Annotated in this window: 18 protein-coding genes; 8 read left to right on the top strand and 10 right to left on the bottom strand. The window is 69.0% G+C overall.

The window, feature by feature from the left end:
• Positions 1-23: 23 nt before the first annotated feature.
• The 8 genes from FGD71_RS01710 (at position 24) to FGD71_RS01675 (ending at position 9118) form a co-directional block, all read left to right on the top strand.
• Complete coding sequence (locus tag FGD71_RS01710; RefSeq protein ID WP_119098554.1) at positions 24-1520, top strand: aldehyde dehydrogenase family protein; 1497 nt, start codon at positions 24-26, stop codon at positions 1518-1520.
• Between the two features lies 1 nt (position 1521).
• Positions 1522-2694, top strand: coding sequence for a glycoside hydrolase family 88 protein (locus tag FGD71_RS01705; RefSeq protein WP_119098553.1), 1173 nt, complete (start codon positions 1522-1524; stop codon positions 2692-2694).
• A gap of 59 nt (positions 2695-2753) precedes the next feature.
• Complete coding sequence (locus tag FGD71_RS01700) at positions 2754-4034, top strand: ABC transporter substrate-binding protein (RefSeq protein ID WP_119098552.1); 1281 nt, start codon at positions 2754-2756, stop codon at positions 4032-4034.
• 67 nt (positions 4035-4101) lie between these two features.
• Positions 4102-5130: a carbohydrate ABC transporter permease gene (locus FGD71_RS01695; protein WP_205571074.1), complete on the top strand. Its 1029-nt coding sequence runs from the start codon at positions 4102-4104 to the stop codon at positions 5128-5130.
• Positions 5130-5993 carry a carbohydrate ABC transporter permease gene (locus tag FGD71_RS01690; protein ID WP_119098551.1) on the top strand — a complete coding sequence of 288 codons (864 nt, stop codon included), beginning with the start codon at positions 5130-5132 and terminating at the stop codon, positions 5991-5993. The genes FGD71_RS01695 and FGD71_RS01690 overlap by 1 nt, the downstream gene beginning before the upstream one ends.
• Position 5994: 1 nt before the next feature.
• Positions 5995-7575 (top strand): FAD-dependent oxidoreductase, encoded by a 1581-nt coding sequence (locus FGD71_RS01685; protein ID WP_119098550.1) that lies wholly within the window; start codon positions 5995-5997, stop codon positions 7573-7575.
• Positions 7572-8201, top strand: a complete 630-nt coding sequence (locus tag FGD71_RS01680) for a bifunctional 4-hydroxy-2-oxoglutarate aldolase/2-dehydro-3-deoxy-phosphogluconate aldolase (RefSeq protein WP_119098549.1) — start codon at positions 7572-7574, stop codon at positions 8199-8201. The genes FGD71_RS01685 and FGD71_RS01680 overlap by 4 nt, the downstream gene beginning before the upstream one ends.
• A complete protein-coding gene (locus FGD71_RS01675; RefSeq protein WP_119098548.1) occupies positions 8198-9118 on the top strand; it encodes a sugar kinase in 921 nt (306 codons plus the stop codon). The genes FGD71_RS01680 and FGD71_RS01675 overlap by 4 nt, the downstream gene beginning before the upstream one ends.
• 6 nt (positions 9119-9124) lie before the next feature.
• On the opposite strand, the gene FGD71_RS01670 is transcribed toward FGD71_RS01675, so the two are convergent.
• From FGD71_RS01670 to FGD71_RS01625, 10 genes are all read right to left on the bottom strand, one after another.
• On the bottom strand, positions 9125-9931 hold the full coding sequence (locus FGD71_RS01670; RefSeq protein WP_181359099.1) for an ABC transporter permease: 807 nt from the start codon (positions 9929-9931) through the stop codon (positions 9125-9127).
• Between the two features lie 6 nt (positions 9932-9937).
• Positions 9938-10741 carry an ABC transporter permease gene (locus FGD71_RS01665; RefSeq protein ID WP_119098626.1) on the bottom strand — a complete coding sequence of 268 codons (804 nt, stop codon included), beginning with the start codon at positions 10739-10741 and terminating at the stop codon, positions 9938-9940.
• Positions 10742-10743: 2 nt separating this feature from the next.
• Positions 10744-11763: an ABC transporter ATP-binding protein gene (locus tag FGD71_RS01660; protein ID WP_119098547.1), complete on the bottom strand. Its 1020-nt coding sequence runs from the start codon at positions 11761-11763 to the stop codon at positions 10744-10746.
• A 186-nt stretch (positions 11764-11949) separates the two neighbouring features.
• Complete coding sequence (locus FGD71_RS01655) at positions 11950-14829, bottom strand: glycoside hydrolase family 2 TIM barrel-domain containing protein (protein ID WP_119098546.1); 2880 nt, start codon at positions 14827-14829, stop codon at positions 11950-11952.
• Between the two features lie 12 nt (positions 14830-14841).
• Positions 14842-15708, bottom strand: coding sequence for a carbohydrate ABC transporter permease (locus tag FGD71_RS01650; RefSeq protein ID WP_119098625.1), 867 nt, complete (start codon positions 15706-15708; stop codon positions 14842-14844).
• A gap of 26 nt (positions 15709-15734) precedes the next feature.
• A complete protein-coding gene (locus FGD71_RS01645; RefSeq protein ID WP_119098545.1) occupies positions 15735-16697 on the bottom strand; it encodes a carbohydrate ABC transporter permease in 963 nt (320 codons plus the stop codon).
• Between the two features lie 20 nt (positions 16698-16717).
• On the bottom strand, positions 16718-17977 hold the full coding sequence (locus FGD71_RS01640; protein WP_119098544.1) for an ABC transporter substrate-binding protein: 1260 nt from the start codon (positions 17975-17977) through the stop codon (positions 16718-16720).
• 242 nt (positions 17978-18219) lie between these two features.
• Entirely contained in the window at positions 18220-20049 is a 1830-nt protein-coding gene (locus FGD71_RS01635) for a glycoside hydrolase (protein WP_119098543.1), read from the bottom strand.
• An 18-nt stretch (positions 20050-20067) separates the two neighbouring features.
• Positions 20068-21312, bottom strand: a complete 1245-nt coding sequence (locus FGD71_RS01630) for an ROK family transcriptional regulator (protein ID WP_119098542.1) — start codon at positions 21310-21312, stop codon at positions 20068-20070.
• Positions 21313-21488: 176 nt separating this feature from the next.
• The gene (locus FGD71_RS01625; protein ID WP_119098541.1) at positions 21489-22742 is read right to left on the bottom strand and encodes an FAD-binding protein; all 1254 of its coding nucleotides are present in this window, start codon (positions 22740-22742) and stop codon (positions 21489-21491) included.
• Positions 22743-22870 lie beyond the last annotated feature (128 nt).

The following is a 22870-nucleotide window of genomic DNA, read 5'->3' as shown; positions in this document are numbered from 1 at the left end:
AGCACGAGATCGAGGTATTGAAAATGACCACCCATCAGATCACTGCCGTAGAACGGCTGATGGTCATCGACGGCAAGGACGTCGGTTCCGCGGTCGACGAGTGGTTCGAACGCGAGAGCCCGGCCCACGACGTGGTCGTCGGCCGCTACCCGCAGGCCCGGGCCGCCGATGTGGACAACGCTGTGCGTGCTGCCCGCCGTGCCTTCGACGAGGGCCCCTGGCCCCGGATGTCCGGTGCCGAGCGCGCCCAACTGCTGTACAGGGTCGCCGAGTTGATCCGCCGAGACGCCGAACAGCTCGCCCGCACCGAGGTGCTGGAGAGTGGGAAGCCGATCTCCCAGGCTCGCGACGAGATCGAGGGCAGCGCCGGACTGTGGGAGTACGCGGCAACCCTCGCCCGGCACTCCTACGGCGACGCCCACAACCAACTGGGCGAGGACGTCCTCGCGCTCGTCGTCCAGGAGCCGGTCGGCGTCGTCGGGGTGATCACGCCCTGGAACTTCCCGCTGCTGATCGCCAGCCAGAAGCTGCCGTTCGCGCTGGCCGTCGGCTGTACCGCCGTGGTCAAGCCCAGCGAGCTCACCCCCGGCACCACCGTGCACCTGACCCGGCTCCTTCTGGAGGCGGGCATCCCGGAAGGTGTCGTCAACACCGTGACCGGCGCAGGTGAGACTGGTTCGGCCCTGACCTCCCACCCCGGCATCGACCTGATCTCCTTCACCGGCTCCACCGCGGTCGGACGCCTGGTCGCCCGCACCGCCGGCGAGCAGCTCAAACGCGTCGAACTCGAACTCGGCGGCAAGAACCCGCAGATCGTCCTCCCCGACGCCGACCTCGACGCGGCGCTGGACGCCATCGTCTTCGGCATCTACTTCAACGCCGGCGAGTGCTGCAACTCCGGCAGCCGCGTCCTCGTCCACCGCGTCATCGCCGAGGAACTGCAGACTGCGGTCGTCGAGCGCTCCCGCCAAGTCCCCGTCGGCGATCCCCTCGACGAGACGACCAAGGTCGGCGCCATCGTCAATCAGCAGCAGCTGGACACCATCGAACGCTACGTCGGCGAAGGAAACGCCGACGGAGCACAGCTGCTGCTCGGCGGTGACCGGCTCAGCCTGCCGACCGGGACGGGGCGCTTCTACCAGCCCACCGTCTTCACCGGGGTCACCCCGGAGATGTCCATCGCCCGCGAGGAGATCTTCGGTCCGGTTCTGTCCCTGATCGCCTTCGACGACCTCGACGACGCGATCCGCATCGCCAACTCCACCATGTACGGCCTCTCCGCCGGCATCTGGACCCGGAACATCGACGCGGCGCTGACGGCCGCGCGCGGCATCCGGGCCGGCACCGTCTGGGTCAACCGCTGGATGGACGGCTACCCCGAACTGCCCTTCGGCGGCTACGGCGCCAGCGGCCTGGGCCGCGAACTGGGACGCCAGGCGCTCACCGCCTTCACCGAGACCAAGACCATCCAGCTCCAGGTCGGCCCCCGCACGGCCCGCTGGCTGCCCGAGGAGGCGTGACATGACGACGTACGCGATCCTGCCCGAGCCGCTGCCGCTCGCCCTCCCGGATGGCTGGACCGTCCCCGCCTCCTTCGCCCCGGCCGCCGACCGCGCCTGGCGGACCGCCGCGACGAAGGTCCGTGGCCTCGTCGAACGCCACCCCGACCGATTCCCTCTCTACACCCAGGGCGGGGCCTGGGCGGTGGACGCCGAGGCGTGGACCAACTGGTGCGAAGGCTTCCTCGGCGGGCAGCTGTGGATGCTGGCCGACCACACGGGCGACCCCTGGTTCCGGGAACGGGCCGAGCACTACAGCCGGCTCGTCGAGCACCGCAAGGACGACCGGAACGTGCACGACCTGGGCTTCCTGTTCTGGTCCACTTGGCGCCGCTGGTACGAGGCCACCGGCGACCCTGCCCGCGACGACGTCGTCGTGCACGCCGGGCGCACGGCGGCGTCCCGCTTCAACGAGCTGGGCCGGTACCTGCCCAGCTTCCTCGCCCCCGACAGCCTCTTCATCGACATCATGATGAACGTCGGGATCATCTTCCACGCCGCCCGCCGCACCGGGGACCCCGACCTTGCCCGCATCGCCCACGAACACTGCCTCACCACCCGCCGGGTGCTGGTGCGCGGCGACGGCAGCGCCTCCCATGAGGGAGTTTTCGACCTCACTGACGGCAGGTTCCTGCGCCAGACCACCCAGCAGGGCTACTCCGACGACGGCTCCTGGGCGCGCGGCCAGGCATGGGCCCTGTACGGGTTCGGCACCGTCTACCGGCACACCGGCGACCGCCGCTTCCTCGACACGGCCCGCGCCTGCGCCGACTTCTACATCGAACGCACCGGAGACCGGCTCGTTCCCCCCAACGACTGGGAGGAGCCCGACCCGGAGCGTCCCTACGAGTCGTCCGCCGCGGCAGCGGCGGCCGGCGGGCTGTGGCAGCTGGCCGGGCTGGAACCGGACAGCGACCGGGCCCGCGGCTATGCCGACTACGCCGTACGCATCCTCACCCGGCTGTGCGAGGACGACTTCCTCGCACACGACGACCCGGCGTGGGAGGGCCTGCTCAAGCACGGCAGCTACCACGAGGCCAAGGGCCTCGGCGTCGACGAGTCCGTGATGTGGGGCGACTACTGGTTCCTCGACGCCATCGCCGCTGTCGACGCCGTCGCCCGCCCCGCCAACTGATCCAGCAGTACGTGGAGTTACGAACGGCCCGTAAAGCCATGACCTAGGAGAGCCGCGTCATGAAGCACCGCATACCCAGATACCTGTCAGCTGCCACCGCGGTGGCAGCCCTGCTCACCGTGTCCGCCTGTGGCGGCGGGAGCAAGCCCGCCGGAAGCGGCGGATCCGACGCGAAGCAACTGGAGGTCTTCTCCTGGTGGACCTCCGGCTCGGAGGACGCCGCACTGAAGGAGCTGATCGCCGGATTCAAGAAGGACAACCCGGGCGTCAAGGTCGTCAACGGGGCGGTCGCGGGCGGAGGCGGCGGCAACGCACAGGCCGTCCTGCAGACCCGGCTGCAGGGCAGCAACCCGCCCGACACCTGGCAGACCCACCCCGGAGCGGCCATCGGCGAGTACATCAACTCACATCTGGTCGCCGACCTCAGCTCAGTGTACGAACAGGACAGCTTGAACAGTGCCATCCCCCGGGAACTGGTTACTTCGGTCAGCAAGGACGGCAAACCGTACGGTGTCTCCACCGGCGCCCACCGGGGCAATGTGCTCTGGTTCAACAAGAAGCTCACCGCCCAAGCGGGCGTCGAACTGACCGCCTCCACCACCCCGGACCAGCTCGTCGACGCATTCACCGAGCTCAAGGCCAAGGGCATCACCCCGCTGTGCCTGGGCGGCAAGGACGCCTTCGCCGCCGCCGAGCTCTTCGAGAACATCCTGCTTGGCGCGCTCGGCCCGAACGGCTGGGATTCCCTGACCTCGGGGAATACGGACTGGGACGACGCCAAGGTCAAGCAGGCGGCAAAGCTGTTCGCCAAGATGCTCCCGTACGCGGACCCGGACGCGTCCGCACTCTCCTGGGACCAGGCCACCAAGCGGCTCGCTTCGGGTGACTGCGCCGTGGAGAGCATGGGCGACTGGGCGTACGGCGAACTCGTCAAGGACGGCGCGAAGGACGGCACCGACTTCGGCTACATCCCGCAGCCCGGCACCAAGGGCACCTTCGTGACCGTGGTCGACACCTTCGTGGTGGCCGAGAACGCCAAGCACAAGGAGCTGGCGCTCAAGTGGGCCTCCGTGATCAGTTCACCGGAAGTCCAGCTGGCCTTCAGCAAGGACAAGGGCTCGACGCCGATCCGCGGCGACGTCCCCACCGACTCGCTGCCCGCCTATCAGCAGCAGGCGGCGAAGTCCTTCCGTGGCGACTCGCTCGTGCAGTCGATCGTGCACGGCGAGGCCATGAGCCCGCAGTTCCAGCAGTCCTTCTACGACGCCGTCACCCAGTTCGTCCAGTCCAAGGACGCGGACTCCTTCGTTCAGGCCCTGGCCACCGCCGCCAAGGGCTGACCCCCGTCCCACTCGGGTCACTGGCGGCGGGCCCAGCCCAGCCCGCCGCCCCACCCAGGAGGTCCCCATGCCGGTACTGACCCGGCCCGCCGCACCGGCGCCCCACATGACGAAACCGCCCGCGAAGACCTCGGCCGGGTCCTCACGGTGGCGGAAGCACCGCTTCAGCATCGCCGTCCTGACACCCAGCCTGATCATGATCGGGATCTTCGTCTACGGCTTCATCGGATACTCGGTCCGTGTCTCCGTGTCCAAGTGGCAGGGACTGAACCCCGACCTGTCGCCCCGTGATCCGCTGTACCAGACCTATGACGACATGTTCCACACTCCGCGCTTCCAGGCGGACCTGCGGAACGTCACCGTGTTCACGCTCCTCTTCCTCACCCTGGCCGTCGTGGTCGGTCTGGTGCTCGCCCTGCTGGTCCACAACGCGCTGGCCGGCCGGACGTTCTTCCGGGGCGTCTTCCTCTTCCCGTATGCACTGTCGTTCATCGTCACCGGCGTGGTGTGGCGGTGGATCTTCACCCCGTCGACGGGCGCGAACCTGATCCTTCAAGGGCTCGGCGTCGACCACGGACCCAAATGGATCACCGACCCAGCGGTGGCCGGCGATGTCTCATCCGCACTCGAACCGATCCTGCCCGGCGGGCACTTCATCCAGGTCGAGCTCGGCGTCCCGCTCGCCCTCATCCCGGTCGTCATCGCCGCGTCCTGGCAGCTCGGCGGCTTCGTGATGGCCAACTACCTCGCCGCGCTGACCGCCATGCCCGAGGAACTGCGCGAGGCGGCCAGCCTCGACGGCGCAGGAACACTGCGCTACCACTGGCACATCGTCCTGCCCTGGCTCCGTCCGGTGACGGCGGTCGTGCTCATTCTCCTCGGCCACATCAGCCTGAAGTCCTTCGACCTTGTCTACGCCATGGTCGGCCAGGGACCCGGCTTCGCCACCGACGTACCCGGAATCTTCGTCTTCGAGCAGACCTTCCGGGCGCTGCGCTACAACACCGGCGCCGCCGCCTCCGTCGTCATGTTCCTGCTGGTGGCCGCAGTCATGGTGCCGTACCTCTACCGCAGCGTCATCAGGGAGAAGAACTGATGAGTACCGCCCGTATCTCCGCCCCACCACGGCGCCGCCCTGTCCGGTACCCCGGGACCGGGCCGCTCGCGGGAGCGGTCGCCCTGGTCCTGCTCGCCGCGCTCTTCCTGGTTCCGGTCTACGTGCTGATGATGGCGGCCCTGAAACCCCCCGTCCAGGCCGACGCCGTCCACATGTGGGAGCTGCCCGAGAGCATCGACTTCAGCGGCGTCGAGCAGGCGTGGGAGAAGCTGTCCCCCAACGTCCGCAACAGCCTGCTGATGGTCCTGCCCGCCACGATCGTCTCCTCGCTCGTGGGAGCCCTGAACGGGTTCGTCCTGGCCAAACTCCCGTTCCGCGGGGCGAAGGTGCTGTTCGCCGCGATGCTGCTCGGGATGTTCATCCCGTACCAGGTGATCCTCGTTCCGCTGGTGCGCTTCCTCCAGTCCGTCGATCTGTACGGAACGCTGCCGGGCCTGATCCTCGTCCACATCATCTACGGCATCCCCATCACGACGCTGATCTTCCGCAACTACTTCAACCAGCTGCCGCACGAGATGGTGGAGGCGGCGCGCGTCGACGGCTGCTCCAACGCGGCGATCTTCCTGCGGGTGATGCTGCCGCTGTCCCTGCCGGGCTTCGTGGTCTGCGCGATCTTCCAGTTCACCAACATCTGGAACGACTTCCTGTTCGGCATCACCGTCGTACCGGATCCCACCCAGCAGCCCGTGACCGTGGCACTCAACAACCTCGCCGGGAACTTCTCCGTGCAGTGGAACACCGTCATGGCCGGCGCGCTGCTCGCCGCGCTCCCCACCGCCCTCGTCTACATCCTGCTGGGCCGCTTCTTCGTGCGCGGCCTGACCGCCGGATCGGTGAAATGACATGACGGGGCCTTTCGGAGCCTTCGCTGTCTTTGGACCGCGCTCTCCGCGCGTCGTCGGCGTACTGGACGACGACACAGTGCGGTGCGACGTAGCCGTCATCGGTTCCGGCATGGGCGGGGCCACCCTCGCCCACGCCCTGCGGGACTCCGGCGCCCGGGTCCTGGTCGTGGAGCGCGGCGACTTCCTGCCCCGCGAGGACGCCAACCAGTCGCCGACGGAGGTGTTCCTCCGCGGCCGATACAAGAACGCCGAGCAGTGGTACGACGCCGCCACCGGCCGACCGTTCCAGCCAGGCGTCCACTACTACGTAGGCGGCAACACCAAGGTCTTCGGCGCCTGCCTTCCCCGCTTCCGCGAGCAGGACTTCGGCACCGTCGAACACGAGGACGGTGCTTCCCCGGCCTGGCCGGTGACGTACGCCGACCTCGAACCGCATTACGCCGAGGCCGAGCGTCTCTACCGCGTCCACGGCGAGACGGGCCACGACCCCACCGAGCCGTGGCGCTCGGGCGGCTTCCCCTACCCGGCGTTGCCGCACGAGCCGCCCGTCGCCCGGCTGGCCGAAGCGATGTCCGCGCAGGGTCTGCGGCCGTTCCCCATGCCGGTCGGCGTCGACCTGCGCGAGGGCGGCACCTGCGTCCGCTGCCGTACCTGTGACGGCTTCCCGTGCCCGTACGGGGCCAAGAGCGACGCCGAGACATGCGCCATGCGGCCCGCGCTGAGCAGCCCCACCGTGCGGCTGCTGAACCGGACCACCGTCCGGCGGCTGCTCACCTCGGCGGACGGGCGCCGCGTCACCGAAGCCGTCGCCGAACGCGACGGCAGCCCCGTCCGTATCCGTGCCGACCGCTTCGTCCTCGCCTGCGGGGCCGTCAACACGGCTGCTCTGCTGCTTGCCTCGGCCTCCGAGCGCCATCCGCACGGACTGGCGAACTCCTCCGGACTGGTCGGCCGGAACTACATGGTGCACAACAGCACCTTCCTGGTCGCCGTGGACCCCCGGCGCCGCAACCCGGTCGACTTCCAGAAGACCCTGGGACTCAACGACTGGTACAACGCCGGACCCAGTACGCCCTACCCGCTGGGAAACCTGCAGATGCTGGGCAAGATCCAGGCACCCATGGTCAAGGCCGCCCGGCGCTCCGTACCCCTCCCGGTGCTGGACTTGATGACCCGCCGCAGTACCGACCTCTACCTCACCACCGAGGACCTGCCCGACCCCGCGAACCGGATCACCGTCGGTCCCGAGGGACGCATCGACGTGCACTGGCGACCCAACAACCTGCGGCCCCATCGAGAACTGGTGCGGCGGACCGCGCGCATGATGCGGCGAGCCGGCTACCCCGTGGTCTTCACTCAGCGGATGGGCATCGAGACCAACTCCCACCAGTGCGGCACCGCGGTGATGGGTGCCGATCCGGCGCGCAGCGTCCTCGACCCGGACTGCCGGGCCCACGACCTCACCAACGTCTGGGCCGTGGACAGCTCTTGCTTCCCGTCGTCCGCCGCGCTCAACCCCGCTCTCACCATCGCCGCCAACGCCCTGCGTGTCGCCGCGAAAGGAAGCGTCACCGCATGACTTCACCAACCGCCGGCACTGCCTCAGCGGCCGTTTCGGCCGAGTCCGTGTTCGCCCGCATCCGGCGCGCCCGGATCGTGCCCGTCGTCCGCGTACGGAACGCGGCAGCGGCCCTTGACCTCGTCGATCGGCTCACCGAAGCAGGCCTGGACGTCATTGAGCTCACCACCACCATCGAGGGATGGGACGACGCCGTCCGCGCCACCACGGCCCGGCACCCGGACGTCTGCGTCGGCGCCGGCACCGTCACCACACCTCGCCTCGCCCTGCAGGCCGTGGCGGCGGGCGCACGGTTCTGCGTCAGCCCATGCCTCGTACCCGAAGTCCGCGACCAACTCCGCGGCACCGACGTCCCGTTGATCGAAGGCGGTACCACGCCCACCGAGATCCTCGGCGCGGCACAGCACGGAGTCGCGAAACTCTTCCCGGCCCACCTCGGGGGCGTCGCCTACCTGCGCTCCCTCCTCGCCGTGGCTCCGGACGCCCGCATCATGCCCACGGGCGGCATCCCGCTCACCGACGTCGGTGCCTGGCTCGACGCCGGGGCCTTCGCCGTCGGCGTGGGCAGTGATCTGACCGCGACGGGCGACATCGCTGCCCGAGTCCGCGAGGTGCTGGACCGATGACCCGAGTGCTCTGCGTCGGCGAGTGCATGCTCGAACTGACCCACCTGGACTCCACCACCGCACGGCTGGGTATCGCCGGAGACACCTACAACACCGCGGTCTACCTGCGGCGGGTGGCCCAACTGCTGTGTGCGGAGGCCGAGGTCGGCTATCTGACCGGACTCGGCACCGACCAGTACAGCGCCGACATGCGCGCCCGGTGGCTGACGGAAGGCGTGGTCGACCACTCGCTCCCGGTCGAGGGCGGCATGCCCGGCCTCTACACCGTCCGGGTCGACGACGACGGGGAACGGCGCTTCTCGTACTGGCGCTCCCACTCCGCGGCCCGCAAGCTCTTCGCAGGCACCGACTGGGCCGAGCACATCACCGGCGACCTCGTCCACCTGTCCGGCATCACCCTCCAGATCGCCTCCGCACCAGCCCGCCAGGCTCTGTCGACCCGGCTGCGCGAACTGCGTCTGCGCGGCACCCTGGTCAGCTTCGACACCAACTACCGCCCCAGCGGCTGGTGTTCACCCGCAGACGCGGCCGACGCGATGGACCAGTTCACCGAGCTCGCCGACATCGTTTTCGCCTCCTGGGAGGACGAGACGGCCCTGCACGACTGCCCCAACCCGGCGGCCGCTGCCGCGCGGCTCGCCGCCCTCGGCCCCCGCGAAGTCATCGTCAAAACGGGGGCGGACGGCGCCCACCTGCTCACCGGCGGCCGACTTCAGCACACCCCGGCCGCGATACCGGCCCGTGTCCTCGACACCACGGCGGCCGGCGATTCCTTCGCCGGCGCTTACCTCGCCGCCAGGATCACCGGCAGGGCCCCCGCCGAGGCCCTTCGGACGGCGAGCGAGGTCGCCGCCGTGGTGATCGCTCACCCTGGCGCGATCACTCCCGGAAACGTTCCGTTGCTGTCGGCCGGGTGAGGCTCGTCACCCGTTCACCCCCGTGTAGTGCCCGAGACTCCACCTCCACAGCAGCCGCGCCCCCAGATACGCCAGCGCCCCCAGCAGCGGGGAGGCCGCCGCCAGCCAGTACGGCACTCCGGTGCTGTCGCCGTGCCCGGTCAGCACGGCCGCCGGGAAGTACGCTACGAACGCCAGCGGCAGCCCGAACGTCAGGAAGCCGCCCACCGCCCTCGGCAGCACGTTCAGCGGATAACTGCCGAACGTTCCGAGCAGCTCCTCCAGCCAGCGGCTCCAGTAGTCCGCGGCCGGGAAGCGCAGCGAGGCGGAGGCCACCACCGTGAACATGGCCGCCTCCAGGAGCATGCCGCCGATCAAGCAGGCGATGAGGTACGTGATCCGGCCGGCCGTCCAGTCGAGCTGACTGCGCGACAGGGCGCCCACCATGAGGCCGACCGCCACCGTCATGTCGCCGATCGCGTTCGTCGGGAAGAACTCCAGCTGGACCTGGCGGTGGACCGGCATGGGACGGACCAGATACGTGTCGATCCTGCCTTCCTGGATGTGCCGGCCAACGCCGTGCATCCGCCCCAGGAACAGCACGAACAGCGCGTGCGCCAGCATCCGCGTCGCCGGGATGAGGAGGACGTCCGAGCTGTCCCAGCCGCCCATCCCGGTGAACCGGCTCAGCAGGACCGTCGCGAACACGATCACCGACACCTGCCAGATCGCGCCGATCGCGATCATCATCAGGAACTCGGAGCGGTACTCCAGCTGGGCGCGGAAGTTGAGACGCGTGACGCGCCAGATGATGCGAAGGGCGTTCAGCGACATGACACCTCAGCCTCCCTGCGAGATCACGCGCCGGGCGGCCCGCCGCCACAGCAGCCGGGTGAACAGGGCAAGGACCACGACCCAGCCCGCCTGCACGGCGAGCTGGAAGCCCGCGTCCGACAACGGGATCCGGCCCACGTACAGCGACAGCGGCACGCTCAGCGTCGCCTGGAAGGGCAGGAAGGCGCTCAGCGTGATGAACCAGTCCGGGAAGAACCACAGCGGCGCGTACACCCCGGACAGCAGGTTCTGCGCGAAGATCAGGATCATGATCGCGGCGCCGTTGCGGAGCGTCCAGAAGCACAGTTGGTCGATGACCAGCATGACGTAGTACATCACCAGCTGGCCGAGCAGCAGACTGAGCGCGAACACCCCTGCCACGGCGGCCGAACCGGGCGGCCGCACCACCCCGGCGGCCAGACAGACCGCGTATCCGGCGAGCGCCCAGGCGAACCCGTACACCTGCTCGCCGAGCGCCCGCAGCGCGTAGTAGCGCTGGGGCGGCAGTGGACGCAGGTACCAGTAGACGATCGTGCCGAAGTGCATGTGCTGCAGGACGGTGTCGCGGCCCGAGTACTGGTCCAACTCCCTCACGCGGCTGGCCAGTACGGCCAGCACCGCGTAGGTGACGGCCTGGTCGCGGTCGAGTCCGGCGGTGGTGCCGGTCGCGTGGTACAGGCCGCGCCACAGGGACGCCACCAGCACGATCTGCACGGTGAGACGGAGCAGCGCCGCGGTCATACGGGGCGGGGTGTGCAGCTCGCCGAGCGGCGTGACCCGGGCGACCCGCCAGGCACTCAGGACGGCCACGGTCACGCCCCTCCCGCCCGGTCTTCCACCCGTACCTCCGACTGGACGTACGCGGCCCGCATCACGTCCTCCAACTCGGCCTCGTCCAGAGCGATGTCCGTCACCTCGTACCGCTCGATGACCTGCTTCAGCGCCTGGTGGACGGTCGGTGCCGTCGGTCCGTCGGGCCCGAACACCACCTGGGGTCCCTCCCGCCGCAGCAGCGTGATCCCCGGCAACGGTTCGACGGGTGTGTGCGGATCGGCGAGCGTGGCCCGCACCTGCCAGGTCGAGCCGAACTTCCGGCGGATCTCGTCAAGGGTGCCGTCCAGCACGAGCCGCCCGTGGTTGATCAGTACGACCCGCTCGGCGAGCCGCTCGACCTCCGTCATGTCGTGCGTGGTGAGCAGGACGGTGCGGCCGCGCTCCTCCACCTGGTGACGGAGGAACTCACGCACCTGTTCCTTGACCACCACGTCCATGCCGATCGTCGGCTCGTCGAGGAACACCACGGGCGGGTCGTGCAGCAGCGCGGCGGCCATGTCGCTGCGTACGCGCTGGCCGAGGGAGAGGTGCCGTACACGGGTGTCCCAGAAGGAGGACAGGGCGAGCAGTTCGTCGAACTCCTTCAGGCGTGCCGCGTGTTCGGCCTTCGGAACTTCGTAGATGTCCCTGAGGATCGAGAACGACTCGCGCACCGGCAGGTCCCACCACAACTGGGTGCGCTGCCCGAACACGGCCCCGATGTTACGGGCGTTGCGCTCCCGCTCCTCGTACGGCACCACGCCCGCGACCCGCGCCTCGCCAGCCGTGGGCGTGAGGATGCCGGTGAGCATCTTGATGGTGGTGGACTTGCCCGCGCCGTTCGGCCCCAGCAGGGCGAGGAGTTCACCGGGCGCCACGTCGAAGCTGATGTCGCACACGGCCTCCTTGGCGACCCGCTCCGGGTTCACCAGGGATCTGACGCCGCCCAGAAAACCGGGACGCCGCACGGTGGTGTGGAAGGTCCGGGACAGTCCACGGACCTCGATACTTCCGCTCATGCGGCGGTCCTCCTGGTCGCTCTGGTCACTTTTGTTCGGCCCGGTCGGGCACACGGTCGCGGCGAGACCCCGTCGATCCTGGAGGTAGCGAACACCCGAGCGCCAGCTCTTTTTGGCGTGCGCATGAGAACGACCGCGGTCGTCCGGATCAAGTCCCGGACGGCCGCGGTCGGTTGACGGTGTCAGTCACGCATCTTTCGAGAACACGAACGAGAACTCGGCGGGTGACGCCCGCAGTTCGTACTGCGGCAGCGGGCCCGGACCGCAGGACTGCGAGCCGATGCCCTGCTGGCCGTGGTCGAGATTGACCCACACGGTGTCGCCGGGCTCCAGGTCGGTCAGATGTCCGGCCGCGTCCAGCTGCTCGGTCGTCCAGCGCCTGGCCGTGAACCAGAACTCCGGCTCGCCCTCGATCCGCAGCCCGCCGAGCTCGGCCATGCGGGTGTCGGCCCGCGCGCCGTTCTCCTGGGGACGGACGTACGGGGTCTGCAGCTCGTCCACCGAGGAGTGCCAGAGTCCCAGCTTCGACGCCGACCTGGTGTCCGGGTACGCCTCGCCGGGGCCGCCGCCGAACCACTTGACCCGGTCCGCCCGCGGAAGCCCGAAACGGATACCGAGCCGCGGCAGCGGCAGCGTCCAGTCGCCCTCGGGCGCCACGGACACGGTCAGCTTCAGCCGCGAGCCGTCGGAGGTCCACCGGTAGACCGTGCGCAGGCCCACCTCCCAGGCGGCGGGCGCCACCCGGGTCCGTACGGTGAGCGCGTCATCGCCCAACTCGACGCCGTCCAAGCGGTGTTGCATACGGTGCATGCCGTACTTGCGCCAGAGCTCGCCGTAGCGTTCGCCGGTCTGCCAGCTCGCGCCCTCGTCGTTGTCGGTGGGCGCGCGCCACACGTCCAGACGCAGGCCCGTCACGTCGATGCCGCCGATGGTCAGCAGCGCCCCGGTACGGACATCGAAGGACGCCGGGCCGAGACGGATCTGTCGCTCGCTCGCCGAGGGGCCCTCGCTCGCCGGGACGGACGGCAACGACGACCGCTCGGTGATGGGCAGTTGCGCCCACGCCACCTCGTGATCCTTCTTCCCCCACGCGGTGTCGCCCGCGAGCAGCGCCCGTACCGTCCACTGTGTCTCGCCGCCCCGGCCGTGCGCGGGCGGCTCCGGCAGCTTCACCTCGGCCGACTCGCCCGGCGCGAGCGCGGGCACCGACAGGGCTCCCGCCTCGACCGTCTCGCCGTCGACGTCGTACGCCCACTCGAAGGCCAGCGCGGACAGGTCGGCGAAGTCGTACCTGTTCGTCACCCGTACGGTGCCGTCGCCGCCGTCGCCCTCGATACGGACCGGCTCGATCACCTTCTTGTACTCGGCCAGGCCCGGCGACGGCTTCCGGTCCGGGAACACCAGTCCGTCGCAGACGAAGTTCCCGTCGTGCAGTTCCTCGCCGAAGTCGCCGCCGTAGGCGTACCCCAGCTCGGGGTGCTTGATCCCGTGGTCGATCCACTCCCAGATGAAGCCGCCCTGCAGCCGGTCGTACGCCTCGAAGAGCCGCTGGTAGTCGGCGATGCCACCGGGACCGTTGCCCATGGCATGCCCGTACTCGCACTGGATGAAGGGCAGTCCGCGCCGCTGGTGCGGTCCGCCGTCCAGGCCCTGGCCGATCCGCTCGACCTCGGCGTGGTCCGCGTACATCCGCGAGTACATGTCCGTGTCCCGGCAGCCCCAGTCGCCCTCGTAGTGCACGAGCCGAGAGCTGTCCCGGCCGTGGATCCACTCGGCCATGGCCGTCAGGCCGCGCCCCGTGCCGGCCTCGTTGCCGAGGGACCACAGGACGATCGACGGGTGGTTCTTGTCGCGCTCGACCATGCGGGCCGCCCGGTCGAGGAGCGCCGGGGTCCAGCGGTCGTCGTCCACGGGGTTGTCGCGCCAGGCCTGCTCGGTGAAGCCGTGGGTCTCCAGGTCGCACTCGTCGATGACCCACAGGCCGTACTCGTCGCACAGGTCGAGGAAGGCCGGGTGGGGCGGATAGTGCGAGGTGCGGACGGCGTTGATGTTGTGCCGCTTCATCAGCAGCACGTCCTCGCGCATCGTCTCCAGGTCGAGGGCGCGGCCCCGTTCCGGGTGCCACTCGTGCCGGTTGACGCCCTTGAAGAGGATCGCCCTGCCGTTGACCTTGATCAGGCCGTCCTCCAGCGCGACCGTGCGGAAACCGATCCGCAGCGGCACGCGTTCGCCCTCCGTGACCAGCACGCCGTCGTACAGGCGGGGCGTCTCGGCGGTCCACGGCTCGACGGGGACGGTCGCGGACTCGCCGGTGGCGACATCGATGTCCAGGGAAGGCACGGTGACCCTGCCGTCCACGTCGGACTCGACGCGAAGCGTCCCGAGGCCGCCGACGTGGTCGTACGAGGCATGCACGAAGAAGTCGAGCGCGCTGCCCGCCGGCCGGTGCAGGAGCGTGACGTCCCGGAAGATGCCGGGCAGCCACCACTGGTCCTGGTCCTCCAGGTACGAGCCCGCCGACCACTGGTGGACCCGGACCGCGAGCACGTTCCCCGTGGGCTTCAGCAGATGGCCGACCGCGAACTCGTGCGGCAGCCGGGAGCCCTTGAACTCCCCGATGTCCGTGCCGTTCAGCCAGACCCGGGCGCAGGACTCCACACCGTCGAAGCGCAGTACCGAGCCGCCCTCCGTCAGCGCGGGCCAGTCGTCCGGCAGGTCGAAGACGCGCAGATGGTCACCGGTCGGGTTCTCGGTCGGCACGCGCGGCGGGTCGACCGGGAAGGGGTAGAGGTGGTTCGTGTAGATCGGCGAGCCGAAGGCCCCGTCGCCCTGAAGGACCCAGTGGCCCGGGACCGACACCTCGGCCCAGTCCCCGGCGTCGTACCCGTCCTCCGCGAACGAGTCGTCCTCGGCGTCGGCGGTCGCCGACAGGCGGAAACGCCAGCTGCCGTTGAGTGAAAGGGATGCGGCGTCCGATGACGCGTACCAGGCGCGGGGCGGCAGTGCCCCGTTCCCGGGCGAGAAATCCTCGACGTAGTCGACGGAGGGGGGCGTGCGGAAAGACATCGGTCTCCTAGCTCATCCCTTGATGCCGGTCTGCGCGACCCCTTGCACCAGCCATCGCTGGAGGAAGAGGAACACAAGCACCAGGGGCAGGATCGAAATGGCCGTGGCCATGAAGATCAGATGGAAATTGACGGTCTGGTTGGTCATGTACGAGGAGAGCGCGACCTGGACCGTCCACGCCTCCTGGTCCTGGCCGATGACCAGTGGCCAAAGGAAGGCGTTCCAGCCGCTGATGAAGGTGATGGTGGCCATCGCGGCGAAGAAGTTCAGCGAGTTGGGCACGACGATGCGCCAGTACGCGCCCCAGTACCCGAGCCCGTCCACCCGCGCCGCCTCCTCCAGCTCCTTGGGGAACCCAAGGAAGTACTGCCGGAACAGGAAGCAGGTGAAACCACTGAACAGCCCCGGAACGATGAGACCCTGCAGACTCGACACCCAGCCGAGCGACGAGACCAGCACGAAGCTCGGGACGAAGGTGACGGCGGCCGGCACCATCAGCGTCACCAGCACGGCGTAGAAGATCTTGTCGGCGTGCTTGTACGGAATGCGGGCGAGACCGTAGCCCGCCAGCGAGCAGACCAGCAGGGTGCCCACGGTGTGCAGGACGCCGACGACCGCGGAGTTCCAAAGGGACGTGGCGAACGGCACGGTGTTGTCGCTGAACAGCTCGCTGATGTTGCCCCACTGGATGTCGGTGGGGAAGAACTTCCAGTTCTCGCCGGTGATCTCGGCGTCCGTGGACAGGGCGTTGCGGACGATCAGATAGAAGGGGATCAGGAAGAGCAACGCGCAGACGGCGGTGGCGCAGTAGAGTCCGGCGCTGCTGATCACGCCGCGGCCCGGCTTCTTCCCCGCCTTGCGCAGGGTCCGTGCCTCCACCGGGTCGCGTACTTCGGTCGTGGTGCTCACTTGGACTCGTCCCCCCTTCCAAAGCCCATGAACTTGCCCTGGAGCAGGGTCACTGTGCAGATGAGCAGGGTCAGGATGACCGCGCCCGCGCTGCCGGCGCCGTAGTCCTGGTTGTCGCCCAGGGCGGTGTAGTACAGCTCGACGAGGGGAGGGCGGCCCCATGTCGTCTTGGCGAGCAGGTTGAAGAACTCGTCGAAGGCCTGGTACGCGGCCACGAGCAGCAGCAGGATCACGGCGGTCGACGTCGCCCGCAGCTGGGGCAGGGTGATGTGCCGGAAGGTCTGCCAGCCCGGCTTGGCGCCGTCGATGGCGGCGGCCTCGTACAGCTCCGGCGGGATGTTCTGCAGCGCCGCCAGGAACAGGATCATGTAGAAGCCGGCCTGCAGCCACAGACGGACGGTGACGATGACCAGCCAGTACCAGGGCGGGTTCGGGTTGGCCAGCCAGGCGATGTTCTCGATCCCGAACCAGCCGAGGACGGTGTTCGCCAGGCCGAAGCGGACACCGCTGAAGATGGACATCTTCCAGATCAGCGAGGCGGCGACGAAGCTGCACGCCGTCGGCAGGAAGAAGACCGACCGGAAGAACGCCTTCATGAAGCGCAGCCTGTGCACCATCAGAGCGAGCCCGAGCGACAGCGCCCAGGTGACCGGCACGATGATGACGGCGAAGACGGTGAAGGTGCCCAGCGACCTGACGAAGTCACCGTTGGTCAGCATCTGCTTGTAGTTGTCGAAGCCGATGAACGTGCTCGGCGTGACCGTGTACCGCGCCTCGAAGAAGCTGAGCCAGATGCTCCAGCCGATGGGGATGTAGACGAAGATCACCAGGCCTATGAGGAACGGGCCGGTGAAGAGCCAGAAGTTGAGCGTGCGCCCCTGCGCGCCCCGCCGCGGCTTGGTCGGGGAGACCTTGGCCGAGGCGGGGCGCGTGGCGTCACGCGTCGTGGTGGTCGACATGTCGTTACCTGTCCGCGGGCCTATCCGAAGAGCTTCTTGAGCTCACGGTTGACCTTCTTGTCGGCCGTGTCGAGGGCCTTCTCCGGGTCCACGCCCTTGCGGACCGCGTCGGCGATCACGCCCTCGAGCGCGGTGATCATCGCCTGGGTCCAGTTGATGTTGTCGAAGCGCCCGTAGTCGGAGAAGAGCTTGACGCCCTCAGCGGGCAGGCCCGACTTGAGCTTGGTCGCGGACTCGGCGATCGAGATGCGCGGCGGGACGTGGAAGCCGTAGCTGAGCGCCCAGTCCTCCTGGTACTTCTTCTGGTCGATCCAGAGCCACTTCACGTACTCCTTGGCCTCGTCGACCTTCTTGCCCTTGGCGTTGACGAACATCGACCAGCCGCCGTTGTAGACGGCGGGCTTGGCGCCGGACGCAGCCGAGGGGAAGGGGAAGATGCCGAGGTCGTCGCCGAGGGCCTTCTGCATCACGGGCATCGCCCACATACCGCACCACTGGATCGCGGTGAGGCCCTGGACCAGGGCCGAGGGGTCCCAGTAGTCGGCGGGGGCGTCCAGGAGCAGGTGGCCGCTGGTGAACATCTTGCGGTACACCTTCAGCGCCGCGGCCACCTCGTCGGTGTGGTACGCGATCTCGTTCTTGGCGTTGAGCTGGTCGGCGCCGGCCGCCCAGACCAGGGCGTAGTTCGTCGACACCATGTTGTTGCCGAGGAACAGGCCCTTGACCTTGTCGGTGGTGAGCTTTTCGGCGGCCTCGGCGAGCTCTTCGAGGGTCTGCGGGACGTCCACGCCCGCCTTCTCCAGCATCGACTTGCGGTAGAAGAAGAACTGCGGGTCGTCGATCATGCGGACGCCGTATATCTTCCCGTCGACCGTGTGCGACTTGATGTCGGCCGGATTGAAGTCGTCCTTGACCGGGTTGATGATGTCGTCCAGCGGCGCCACCTGACCGCTCTTGATGAGCTGGAGCTGCGGGTGGAACTCGAAGACGTCCGGCGCGTTCTTGGTCAGCAGGGCCGAGAACAGCTTGCTCTCGAAGTTGGTGCCGGTGATCCACTGAGTGGACACGTTGGCCTCTTTGTAGGCCTTCGCGTACCGCTTGATGGCCTCCTGCGTGCCGGCCTCGCCGTACGCGTGGAAGTACTGCGTGAGGACCTCGCCCGAACCGTTGGCGCGGCCGGTGTTGCCGCCGCACGCGGCCAGCGGGCCGAGGGCGGCGAGGCCGGCGGCGGCCCGCAGTACGGATCGGCGGTCCCAATTGTTGCTGCTCATTGCCGACATGCTGACGTCCTTGTCTCGAAGTGCGGCTGCGGCGCTACGGCTCACTGCCAGTTGGCTCGCGCCAGGTGGCTCAAATGGTGTTGCGGTGCGGGACGTTAACCTTCGGCTAAGGCTTCGGCAAGGGGTTGGACGAAGTCTGTTCGAAGCGTTGTGGAACGTTCGGGATGCCGGACATTCGGGGCGTGCGGGCCGCCGCACCAGCGGCCCGCACACCACTCCTCAGTGGGGTGACATGGTGCGCATCACACCTTCGACCAGGCCTGATTGACCCCGCCCGAGCAGCTGTAGAGGATCACCCTGCTGCCGTCGGCGGTCGCCTGGCCACTGACGTCCAGACACTTGCCGGACGCCTCGCCGACCATCTGGCCGTTCGCGTTCAACAGCCATTTCTGCTCGGGAGCGTTCGTGCACTCCGCGAGGGCGAGACCCGAACTCCCGGCCGTCAGACACCCGCCCGCGCTCTTCAGCGCGCCCTTGGCGTCGTACGACCAGTCCTGCGCGGCCTCACCCGTGCACGTGTTGACGGCGGCACCCGAGGCGTCCGCCGTCAGGCACTTGCCGGACTGCTCGCCCTGCCAGGCGCCCGTGACCGCCGAACCGCCGTAGCCCTTCTGGTCGAGGACGTACGTCGTGATCGAGCGCGGGGCGAGCTTGGCGGAGACCTTGCCGCCCTTCACGGACGGTTTGGCGACCGAGGCCCAGTTCTCCGTGGCCGAGGTGCGGACGGCCTGCCCGGCCGTCAACGGATCCTTGCTGTTGAAGTTCAGGTTCAGGGCCGTGTCCGTGGCGTTGTGGTTGTTGACCACGACCACCCACTTGCCCTTGCTGTCGTAGGTGGAGACCTCGACACCGTCCGGCGCGCCGGTCACGTTGTGCGCGACCGCACCCGGCTTCACGAACTTGCTGTACTGGCCGAGCGCGTAGTAGCGCTTGGTGAAGTACAGCGTCTGATTGCCGTTCGTGGCGTAGTCGGGGTCGTAGTAGATCAGGCCGTCGTTCCAGCCCTCGTCGTTTCGCGCGTACGGGTCGCTGCCGATCATCTCGGAGAGCGCGACCCACCAGTGGAACGCCGAGTCGTGTGCGGTCGCGAAGTCCTTGTACATGATCCGCGACAGGTTCAGGCCGCCGTCGATGGTCGGGTCGTACTCCTGCGCCCAGCCCGTGCCGCCCTTGCCGAAGCAGCAGATCTCGGTGGACCAGGACCGCTTGCCGACCGACTGCGACGTCTCGTAGATCTTCGCCCGCTGGCTGTCATCGGGGTTGTTGTACGTGTGGTGGGCCAGCTTCGACACGTACTGGGCTGTGCCCGGCTGCGAGATCCACTGCGGGACCTCGGTGTTGAAGCCGACCGTGCTGCTGGACTCGTCGGCGATGATGCCGGTCTTCTGGCCGCGCGCCCGCTGCTCGGCGCCCAGCGCCCGCACGATGTCGTCGCGCTGGTCGACCGGCACCAGCATGCCCTCCTGGCCGCAGCTGTCGAAGCTGTTGGTCGGCTCGTTGAAGGGGCTGATGTAGTCGAACTTCGCGCCCTGCCCCCGGAAGTGGTCGGTGACGTCGGCGATGTACTCGGCGAAGTCCCCGGTGTTCTCCGTCTTCAGATACCCGCCACAGCTCTTGCCGTTGGTCTTCCACTCGGCGGGCGCGCTGTTCACGAACGCGACCAGGTCCTCGACGCCGTACTTGGCCGCGTACGCGAGGAACGTACGGCCGCCCTTGTCCTTGCTCCAGTCGTACGTCCCGTCGGCGTTGTGGAAGTCCTCCGGCGCGCGGGACGGGGTGGTGACGTCCGTGCCGCCACCGCCGATGTTGTAGCGGTAGTTGCTCAGGTCCAGCCCGTCGGAGGAGAACAACAGCTTCGCCACCCGGGCCTGGACCTTGGGGTCGAAGTTCTTGAGATCGTTGACCCACCACGCGCCCGAGGCACCGATGTTGTCGATGGTCTGAGCGGCGTGCGGGGAGACCTCGGCGTCCGCCGGACCGGCGGCGCTCGCGGGCGGGGCGGATATCAGGGCCCCCGTGACAGCCAGCGCGGCCGAGGCCGTCGCGAGGATCGATCTGGTGGTGCGGGGCATGGTGCATCCCTTCCGTCGTCACGCAGGTGGTGCGGTACGGCTTCTTGCGGGGATGGTTCGGCGGTTGGACTTCTGGGTGACCGCCGACAGGGCGCCCTCGAGGGCGAACGTCGCGGCTCCCAAGCAGACCGGGTCGGTGGGGATGGGGGACAGGACGATCTCGGTGGCGGCGAACGGACGCTTCAGGGCGTGCCGGGCCACCGCCTCGCGCACTTCCTCGAGCAGCGGCTCGCCGAGCGTGGCCGCGACCCAGCTGCTGAGCACGACCACTTCGGGGTTGAGCAGGTTCACCAGGTCCGCGATGCCGGCACCGAGGTAACGGGCCGTGTCCCGGACCACCTTGATCGCCACCGGGTCATGGGCGGCGACGCCCCGGGCCAGGGCGTTGATGGTCGACGTCTGGTCCTCGGGATGGAGCAGGGGGCTGCGCGGGCTCATCTCCCGAAGGTTCAGCATGATTCCGGGCGCGCCCACGTACGTCTCCACGCATCCGTGGTTGCCGCAGTGGCACAGCCGCCCGTCCAGGACGAGCGTGGTGTGCCCCCACTCGCCCGCGCTGTTGCTGACCCCCCGGTGCAGGCCGCCGCCGAGCGCGAGCCCGGCACCCACTCCGGTGCCGAGGTTTACCACCACGGCATCGCCGCGCCCGCGGGCCGCCCCGAACCACAGCTCGGCCACCGCGCAGGCGCGCAACGGATTGTCCAGGTACAGGGGATATGTGATGTGCTCGGAGAGCAGGTCGAGCAGCGGCACGTCGTGCCAGTCCCAGTTCGGGGCGTACTCGGAGACGCCGCCCTCCCGGTCCACCTGGCCCGGCACGCTGACCCCGACCCCGAGGACGCGCGCGCCCTCGATGCCGGCCTGCGCGACCACCGAGCCGACGGCCGTGGCGACATGTCCGACGACCTGCGCCGGGTGGCTCTCACCTGGGCGCATGTCCTCGTCGGCCCGCGCCAGTACGTTCAGCGCCAGGTCGAACAGCTCGACGCGGACGTATGTCTCCGCGATGTCGACGCCGATCAACGCGCCCCCCGACGCGTTGACGGCCACGAGCCCTCGTGGGCGCCCGCCCGCCGAGTCCTCGAACCCGACCTCGGTGAGCAGGCCGAGGTCGAGCAGCTCGCCGACCAGTGTGGCGACCGTGGCCAGGCTCAGCCCGGTCGCGGCCGCCAGCTCCTGCCGGGATGTGGGCGACTCGGCGATGATCTCGCGCAGCACCCCATAGCGGTTCGCGGTGCGTATGTCGCGTGAAGTGCGCTTCACCGGGTGCCCCCTCGATCCTTTCAGGCCGATGCCGGGGCACGTCGGCCTCGGCGCGGCGCAAGGCTATGGCCTGCACCGACTTTCGACAAGGGGTTAGGAAAGGGGTTGTTGAAAGTCTTTCCGGCGGCGGGAGCCGGCCGCTGTGATGGCCGAAGCCGTTCGCGAGGTGCCGGCCGTCAGAGGCCGAGCATCTCCCGGACGAACTTGTTCCGGAACGTGCCCGCCGCGTCCAGCTCCTCGGCCAGGGCCGTGAACGCGCCCATCCGCGGATAGCGTTCGCGCAGCTCGGACGGGGGCGTGGTGAACACCTTGCCCCAGTGCGGGCGCGGATCGAAGGGGGCGAGCGCCCTTTCGACCTGCCGCACCACGGGCAGCACCGCGGTCGTGTCCTCGATCCAGGTGAAGTGGAAGGCCACGGTGTCCCGTCCGTACGAGGGGGTCAGCCACTGGCCGTCGGCGGCGACCGTGCGGACCTCGCAGATCTGCAGAACCGGGGCGATCGTCTCACGGATCGCGTCGAGGGCACGCAAGGCGTCCGGCGCGTACGGGCGCGGGAGCAGGTACTCCGACTGGAGCTCGGCGCCACTGCTCGGGGTGAACTCGGCGCGGAAGTGCGGCAGTCTCTCGTGCCAGGGGCCCGGCACACCGAACTGCTGGGTGCAGTTCTCCGCGGGCATGCCCGGCACCGGGTGCATGGCCACGGCGGCGGGCGCGGCCCATGGGAAGTCGTTCAGCGGCTGGTCGGTGCGCCGCTTGACCCACGCCTGGACGAAGCCCGGCTGCCGCCAGTCGGTGAACAGGCTCACGCTGTACGCCGTCGCCGACACGGCATCGAAGTCCAGCCCGGCCAGCGGGAGCTCGGTGAACACATGCTGGGCGACCTCGAACGCCGGCTCCAGGTCGAGGGTGAGCGCGGTGACCACGCCGAGCGCGCCCAGGGCGGTCACGGCACCGTCGAAGCGCGCGTCGCCACGACCGATCGTCAGCGTCGAGCCGTCGGCGGTGACCAGCTCGACCTCGCGTACGACCGAGGCCAGCGAGCCATTGGCGTTCCCCGAACCATGCGTGCCCGTCGCCACCGAGCCGGCCACCGAGATGTGCGGCAGCGAGGCCATGTTGTGCAGCGCGAGCCCGTGCTCATGGACGCGCCGGGCCAGCTCCGCGTACCGCACGCCACCCGCCACCCGCACGGTTCTGGCCGCCGTGTCCACCTCCACCGACGGCGGCAACGCGGTCAGCGAGAGCAGGACGCCCTCGCTGCCCGGGTCGGCGATCTCGTTGAACGAGTGCCCGCTGCCGAGCACCCGCACCCACGCGCTCCGCGCGACGAGCGTGCGGAGCGCGTCGAGCGAGTGCGGGCGTCGCAGTTCCTTGGCGGCGTAGGTGATATTGCCCGCCCAGTTGGTCAGGGGCCCTGTCGGCTCTGTCATCCCTGTCGTCCCTCCCCGGGAAGTTTTCTGTTATCGGTGGGTCCGCCACGGCGTCTCCGGTCCGTACGACGGAGCCCAACCTGATCCAAGTCCGGCCCTCGGTCCAACCCCCATACATTCCCACCCCC

The organism is Streptomyces sporangiiformans (assembly GCF_005768555.2).
GTDB lineage: Bacteria > Actinomycetota > Actinomycetes > Streptomycetales > Streptomycetaceae > Streptomyces > Streptomyces sporangiiformans.
The sequence above is the reverse complement of the archived record's forward strand: the minus strand, read 5'-3'. Positions and strand labels throughout refer to the sequence as shown.

What these genes read in the sequence shown, in the direction of transcription:
- FGD71_RS01675 (WP_119098548.1), top strand. Translation starts at nt 8,198, where the DNA reads ATGACCCGAGTGCTCTGCGTCGGCGAGTGCATGCTCGAACTGACCCAC.
- FGD71_RS01640 (WP_119098544.1), bottom strand. Translation starts at nt 17,977, where the DNA reads ATGTCGGCAATGAGCAGCAACAATTGGGACCGCCGATCCGTACTGCGG.
- FGD71_RS01670 (WP_181359099.1), bottom strand. Translation starts at nt 9,931, where the DNA reads ATGTCGCTGAACGCCCTTCGCATCATCTGGCGCGTCACGCGTCTCAAC.
- FGD71_RS01700 (WP_119098552.1), top strand. Translation starts at nt 2,754, where the DNA reads ATGAAGCACCGCATACCCAGATACCTGTCAGCTGCCACCGCGGTGGCA.
- FGD71_RS01655 (WP_119098546.1), bottom strand. Translation starts at nt 14,829, where the DNA reads ATGTCTTTCCGCACGCCCCCCTCCGTCGACTACGTCGAGGATTTCTCG.
- FGD71_RS01645 (WP_119098545.1), bottom strand. Translation starts at nt 16,697, where the DNA reads ATGTCGACCACCACGACGCGTGACGCCACGCGCCCCGCCTCGGCCAAG.
- FGD71_RS01660 (WP_119098547.1), bottom strand. Translation starts at nt 11,763, where the DNA reads ATGAGCGGAAGTATCGAGGTCCGTGGACTGTCCCGGACCTTCCACACC.
- FGD71_RS01635 (WP_119098543.1), bottom strand. Translation starts at nt 20,049, where the DNA reads ATGCCCCGCACCACCAGATCGATCCTCGCGACGGCCTCGGCCGCGCTG.
- FGD71_RS01710 (WP_119098554.1), top strand. Translation starts at nt 24, where the DNA reads ATGACCACCCATCAGATCACTGCCGTAGAACGGCTGATGGTCATCGAC.
- FGD71_RS01695 (WP_205571074.1), top strand. Translation starts at nt 4,102, where the DNA reads ATGCCGGTACTGACCCGGCCCGCCGCACCGGCGCCCCACATGACGAAA.
- FGD71_RS01680 (WP_119098549.1), top strand. Translation starts at nt 7,572, where the DNA reads ATGACTTCACCAACCGCCGGCACTGCCTCAGCGGCCGTTTCGGCCGAG.
- FGD71_RS01705 (WP_119098553.1), top strand. Translation starts at nt 1,522, where the DNA reads ATGACGACGTACGCGATCCTGCCCGAGCCGCTGCCGCTCGCCCTCCCG.
- FGD71_RS01685 (WP_119098550.1), top strand. Translation starts at nt 5,995, where the DNA reads ATGACGGGGCCTTTCGGAGCCTTCGCTGTCTTTGGACCGCGCTCTCCG.
- FGD71_RS01690 (WP_119098551.1), top strand. Translation starts at nt 5,130, where the DNA reads ATGAGTACCGCCCGTATCTCCGCCCCACCACGGCGCCGCCCTGTCCGG.
- FGD71_RS01625 (WP_119098541.1), bottom strand. Translation starts at nt 22,742, where the DNA reads ATGACAGAGCCGACAGGGCCCCTGACCAACTGGGCGGGCAATATCACC.